6 protein-coding genes are annotated in these 6000 nt (G+C 67.2%); 1 reads left to right on the forward strand and 5 read right to left on the reverse strand.

Annotation, left to right across the window (positions count from 1 at the left end):
- Nucleotides 1–736 precede the first annotated feature (736 nt).
- The 4 genes from ACFVXG_RS21910 to ACFVXG_RS21925 form a co-directional block, all read right to left on the reverse strand.
- Nucleotides 737–1582, reverse strand: coding sequence for a GNAT family N-acetyltransferase (locus tag ACFVXG_RS21910; protein ID WP_387929828.1), 846 nt, complete (start codon nucleotides 1580–1582; stop codon nucleotides 737–739).
- An 84-nt stretch (nucleotides 1583–1666) separates the two neighbouring features.
- Nucleotides 1667–1864: a hypothetical protein gene (locus ACFVXG_RS21915; protein WP_387929830.1), complete on the reverse strand. Its 198-nt coding sequence runs from the start codon at nucleotides 1862–1864 to the stop codon at nucleotides 1667–1669.
- Between the two features lie 2 nt (nucleotides 1865–1866).
- Complete coding sequence (locus ACFVXG_RS21920) at nucleotides 1867–2985, reverse strand: radical SAM protein (protein WP_387929832.1); 1119 nt, start codon at nucleotides 2983–2985, stop codon at nucleotides 1867–1869.
- 208 nt (nucleotides 2986–3193) lie between these two features.
- Entirely contained in the window at nucleotides 3194–3712 is a 519-nt protein-coding gene (locus ACFVXG_RS21925; protein ID WP_387929834.1) for an ATP-binding protein, read from the reverse strand.
- Nucleotides 3713–4093: 381 nt separating this feature from the next.
- On the opposite strand from ACFVXG_RS21925, the gene ACFVXG_RS21930 reads away from it, so the two are divergent.
- Nucleotides 4094–5197 carry a hypothetical protein gene (locus ACFVXG_RS21930; RefSeq protein WP_387929836.1) on the forward strand — a complete coding sequence of 368 codons (1104 nt, stop codon included), beginning with the start codon at nucleotides 4094–4096 and terminating at the stop codon, nucleotides 5195–5197.
- On the opposite strand, the gene ACFVXG_RS21935 is transcribed toward ACFVXG_RS21930, so the two are convergent.
- Entirely contained in the window at nucleotides 5198–5731 is a 534-nt protein-coding gene (locus ACFVXG_RS21935; protein WP_387929838.1) for an NUDIX hydrolase, read from the reverse strand.
- Nucleotides 5732–6000: the final 269 nt, after the last annotated feature.

A 6000-nucleotide genomic window follows, 5' to 3' on the forward strand; every position in this document is an offset into this window, starting at 1 on the left:
AGTACCGGAAGTTGAGCTCCACCGCCCGAGGCCTCCTCGCCGACCTCCTCTCCCGCCCCGACGGCCGCCACATGGCCGACACCAGCCCCCAGGGCCGGGGAGCGATTCGCAAGGCCCTCAAGGAACTCACCGACGCCGGCTTCTACCGCGTCGAGACGATCCGCATGCCCGACGGCACCGTCCGCACCGAGAACCACGTCTACGACACCCCGTTCTCCCGGTCGAGCACACCGACTGCCACCCGTCCGGCACCCGGTGAACCAACCACCGGCCCCGCAGACCACCCCGTAGTAAAGAAACCGGACCGAGAACCCACCCTCCCCCCGGCCCTCCGCGAGGCGGTCGCCACCCTGTTCCGGGTGATCCGCCCCGAACCCCGGCTCCGCCTCGGCCAATCAGAGGCGGAACAGCTCGCGCCCCTGGTCGCCCAATGGCTCCAACGCGGCAGTACCCCGGCCGACCTGGCCCAAGCCCTCCTCCCGGGCCTGCCCACCCCCATCCACTCGGCCCCAGCCGTCCTCGGCTACCGCCTCCGCCACAAACTCCCGCCACCCCGAACCCCGGAACGCCCTCCGACCCCCCGCTACACCGAATGCACCGAGTGCCGAGACCCCGTCCCCCACCCCGGCACCTGCCCCACCTGCACCGCCCCCGCACAACGCCCCACCCCTCGTGGCTGCGCGACGTCCGTAACCACCAGAGGCGCCACCCGCGCCCGCTCCGCTCTCCTGGCCTCTCAGGCATCCAGGACGCAGACGAAGCCGAGATCGAGCAGCCCCTCACTCCGGCACAGCCGGTCGGACGGGCCACCGACGGTGGTCTGCAGCAGTTGGTAGTCCGCGCCGTGCTCCTGCCCCCAGTGCATCGCGGCCCGCCACAGCCGACGCCCGAGCCCGAGGCCCCGGCACTCGGGCAGGACACCGAAGTACTGCGGCAGAAGCCGGACTTGACCGATCGGATCAGGCATCGTCTCCATCGGGCCGATGGCACCGGCCACCCGGCCGTTCCGTACCGCGACCAGGACCGGGCCGACGGTGTCGAGCCTGGAGTTCAGGAAGGTGAACCCCTCGTCGGCGAGATTCGCCGAGAAGTCGTCGAAGGTGCCTGCCACCCCTGCGGCCGCCTCGGACAGAACCCCGATCCCGTCCACGGCGGGAGCGGGACGGTCGAAGCTCCTGAGTTGGACCCGGGTACATGCGGCAGAGGCGTCCGGGCCCTCTTGGAACCACACGACGCGGGCTTTCCCGGCTCCGTGGACGGCGGCAAGCTTGGCGGCCGCCTCCTGGGCTTCGAACAGGTGTCCTCGGGACCCGTAGAGGTGAACGCGTAGGACTCCACGGTCGGTGAGGGTCGGGATCAGGGTTCGTTCCCGGTCCTGGATGATGTCGTCCACCACGACCCACTCGCCCTTGCGATCGGACCATCGCCGGTCCTTGTCGTGCGGCAGGAACTCCCCGGTGCCGGCGACGGCGAACACGTCCTCCATCAGCTCCGGGCTCAGGGCCTCGGAGCGCAGGGGGCCGAGTGTCGGCAGGTACGGCACGGACATTCGGGGGCGCATCCAGTCCCAATGGAATCCCATGAACCCACGCTACTCGGCTCCCGCACAGGCCTCAGGCCCTGACGCGAACCGCGCCAGGGCCTGAGCGTTACTGACCGAACGCGATCAGTGCGGGTTGTCGTCGCCCGCGGAGCACGAGCACTTGATCGACTCCATGATGTCGTCCAGGTCGGCCACGGGGGTGATCTCGGTGACCGGCTGGGCGGGGGCCTGGAGGGGCCGCGTCAGGTACGGCAGACGCTGGGACGGGCCGTCGCCCGGCAGCGGGCGCCTCGGGGAGAGTTCGACAGCTACAGCGGTCATGGTCATCCTGCTTTCTTGATCCCGTGCTGGCAGTAACTTGCGAGTGGTGCCTTCGCCTCCTGGTAGTGCTTGGCCAGCGGCCGGCACACAGTGCACGATCCCGAGAGCTGGCAGCCGGAGCAGCCACCGGTGCGAAGCATGAGACGGTCGGCGATGGCGCCGAGCCGGGCGAGGCCGTCGATCCCCTCGCTGGGAAGGCTGATCTGGTCGTCACGGCCGATCTTGCAGATGGACACCAGACCGTGCGGGTCGGTGTGGAAGAACGAGTGGCCCGCATTGCACCCGGCGAACGGTCGTCGCATCCGCAGGTGCTCCTTGGACTGCGCGGTCAGCGACTCGGCGCCGCCGTAGATCGTCGGCGTCATGTTGGTGAAGACGTTGTACTCCAGCCCCCACGACCGGCACAGATCGATCATCGCCTGTTCCTCGTCCGCGTTGTCCTCGGTGACGACGATGCTCATCCGCAGCGGCAGCTTGGCATGGCGTGCCGCGTTCATCCCCTGGACGAACAGGTCCCAGGCGCCCGGGCGCTGCGTCAGTTCGTCGTAACTGGCCTTCGCGGCGCCGTACATCGACACCGTGACCCGGTAGGGCGGGCACTCCCTGAAGAGGCCGAGAAGGTTCTCGCGCCACAACAGCGAGGCGTTCGTCGAGACCGTGATCATCATGCCCAGCTCGAACGCGGTCCGGTAGGAAGCGATGAAGTCCTTGTCCACCGTGGGTTCGCCGCCGGTGATCTGGAGCCACAGCACACCGGCTTCGGCCATGATGCGCAGGCAGGTGAGCTTGTCCGCCAGGGCCATGCCCGAGTTGACCTTGAGCCCCAGATAGCAGTGCTTGCGGGCGTAGTTGCAGCCGAGATTGATCTCCCACGATGCCCGGGAGTACCCCCACGAGGACGGCTGCCGGACCAACAGGAACTCGGCCGTCGGCAGTCCAGCGACGTCCAGGTCGGCCCACTGTGCGCCCACTGCCTGCACGAGCCACGAGGGGGCCACCTGGGCGCGGTCGTGGACGCGCAGTTCGTCGTAGTCGGCCTGCGACAGCCGAAGGCCGCCACGGCTACCGGGTCGCACCAACACGTACTCGTCCAGGAACGGGCTGGCGATGAGGTCGTGCACTTTGCCTCCTCTGAATAGTCCATCAGGCGCAGGTAGGCCTCGGCGGCCGACTTGGTGTAGAAGCGCCTGATCCGGCCCGAGGAGCCCGGGACGCGCACGTATTCGTGCTGCTCGCGGTCGTAGATCCCCCAGCACTCCAGCAGGACGAAGTGGGGGCTCCGGGAGTCGACCAGGCGGATCTCGTGGCGGGACAGGGCCGCGGGCGAGATCACCGCACGGCCTCCGCCCTCAGGTCCTTCTTGGATGTCCGCCCCACATGCTGTGCCCGTGGCTGAGCCGCGAGGACGAGTGCGGCGAGCCGCGCGTCTCCCGTCACGCCCTCGTCGCGGGCCACCTCGAACCACACCACCTTGCCCGCCTCCACTGGATGCCAGCCCCAGGAGTGAGCCAGGGCCCCAACCAGGAGAAGGCCGCGGCCGCCGGGGGCCATGTCGTCCGCCGGCTTGCTCACCGGCGGCTGCGGACTGCAGTCCGCGACCTCGACCCGCAGCCGGGTGCCGGTCCACCGGACCGTGACGCGGCAACGCTCCTCCACATGCTCGATGGCGTTGGCCAGCAACTCAGCAGTGCACAACTCCACATCCCGCAAGGCGTTGTCCGTCAACGGAACGCGCCAAGAAGCAGCGATGGACCGGACCAGTTGACGCGTCGGCCGGATGGCCGCCGGGTTCGGCTCGACATCCCATGTACGCGGCTTCGGGATCGTGGCGGTGTCGATGTAGTTCATTGGTGGGGCCGTCTCAGTCGGGTGCTCCGGGCATCTCGCCGGACGACCACCAGAATCCCGAGTCGGCTGCTTTGAGATAAGGCCAGCGTGTGTACCCACGATGGGTAAACTTGCGGTCAGTTATCTCAAGTAACACTGAGCGATGATCCTTCTGTTGCTGGGGGGCCGGTCGTGAGTGAGTCAATGGGGCCGCCTGGGCTTCCTCGTCGTCTGCTTGCGGACCCCGAGATGAGGGCAGCCTGCGCGGACCGAGACTTCGCGCGGATCTTCCAACTTGCCAAGCGCAGAGCAGGCTTCCACCATTCACGCATCGCCCGGGCATGTGAGCTGACGCCCAGCAGGGTGGGGGAAGTGATGAAGGGACGGCCGAAGATCACCAACATGGCCGTCATCGAGCGCATCGCGGACGGCTTACGGATTCCCGGCCACATGCTCGGTCTGGCAGACCGTAGTTGGGAACAGCCATCCGTCCCTTATGGAGAGTCGCCTTCGGCGATCGCATCTGTGCCTACTGCACGGTCGGCCGAGGATGGGTCAGCTGGAGGCGACTTGGATGACATCCTGGCCATCGCAGCTGGATCCAGGGTCACGCCGAATGTCCTTCGCTCCCTCCAGGTTTCCATCGAGGACTACTGGATGCGAGACGACCAACACGGCGGCGAGACACTCCGGCCTGCCGTGATCGGCCAACTCAGGTACGTCACGGGCGTTATGCGGGACACCGCAGACCCGAACTACCGGCACAGTCTCCACGCCATCGCAGCCGAGCTCGCCCGCCTTGCCGGCTGGACCTACTTCGACGCGCGGCAGTACAGCGCGGCGCAGGGCTACTTCGCCGAATCGCTTCGGTTCGCGCGAGAAATCGATGACCGAACGTTCATCGCCAATGTGCTTGCCTGCTTAAGCCTCCAGGCGACATACCAAGACAAGCCGCACGACGCGATCACGCTGGCTCGAGCCGCACAGGACAACGCGCGCCTTACGACTGGAACACCCAGGGTGCTGGCCATGCTGGCGATGCGCGAAGCCTTCGGCCACGCAAGTGCGCACGATCGGGAGGCAGCCCATCGCGCGATCACCGAGGCACATCAACACTTCGAGCGCATCGCTGACGGAGATGATGACCCTGGCTGGGTTCAGTATTTCGACCGCACCAAGCTCACCATGGATACCGGCATCGCCCTTGGCCAGCTGGGCGAGGCCGGAGCTGCTGAACCTCTTATCGCCGAAGGACTGGAAGCCGAGCCGACGGCGAACCTCAGGGGGCGCGCGTTCCACACCTTCTGGCTCGCGCGCACCCAACTCCAGCAGCGAGAGGTCGAATTGGCATGCGCCACCGCATCGGAGGCCTTCGTGTTGGCGGCAGGTGTCGAGTCCCCCAGGGTAATGGCCCACCTCCAGGAGTTCTGTCAGCTCCTCAGGCCCTACCGCAGCAGCGCCCCAGTCGCGGAACTGTCCGACCGGATCACCGGCATGACCGGGTGATCAAAGGCCTACCTCGTCCAACAAGAGGTACAGCACGCCCACGAGCGTGCCACTGCTGACGATCTCACGGCGGTCGATCATGCCGCGCAGCTCGGACAGGGAGACCCACTCGATCCGGTCGGACTCGTTGCGCTCTGTCGGCGGGCCTACGTACTCGACGGCATCAGCCCGGAAGACGAAGTGCTCCGAGTCGGTGATTCCGTTGGCCGGTTGGGCGTAGATCAGTGGCTTGACTTCCCCGACCTTCCAGCCGGTCTCCTCCAGGGTCTCGCGGGCCGCCGCCTCTGCCGGGGTCTCGTCCGGCTCAATGAGACCCATCGGGAGTTCCCAGGCCCAGGTGTTGGTGATGAAGCGGTGCCGCCACATCATGAGGACCTGCTTCTGGTCGTTCACTACGGCTGCCACCGCGAGGTGGCGCAGTTTCACCACGTGGTGTTCCCAGCGGTGGCCATCGGGCTGCTCGATGTCGGCCAGCCACAGGTTCACCCATGGGTTCTCGTAGATCGGACGTTCCCCATGGATCTTCCACTGCATGGCTGAAGCCTCCCTCGATGGACCCTCAGCATCTCAGACGCCGGCAACCAGGGCAGTCGATCCCAGCAAATTCGTGTCAGAGTGACGAAAACTGGCGACCTCGGCTGATGGCCCCGGTGGTCCCGGCCTCAGGTGCACGGCGGTTATTGCGGCGGCGGGCAGGGGCGGCGACGGGCGGCCCGCAACGATTGATGGATGCCCCCCGGGATGACTATGAAAAAGCCCCCGGGCCCCCCCAAGACACCCCCCCGGCACACCCAGCAGGAGGC

Source organism: Kitasatospora sp. NPDC058162, assembly GCF_042884005.1.
GTDB lineage: Bacteria > Actinomycetota > Actinomycetes > Streptomycetales > Streptomycetaceae > Kitasatospora.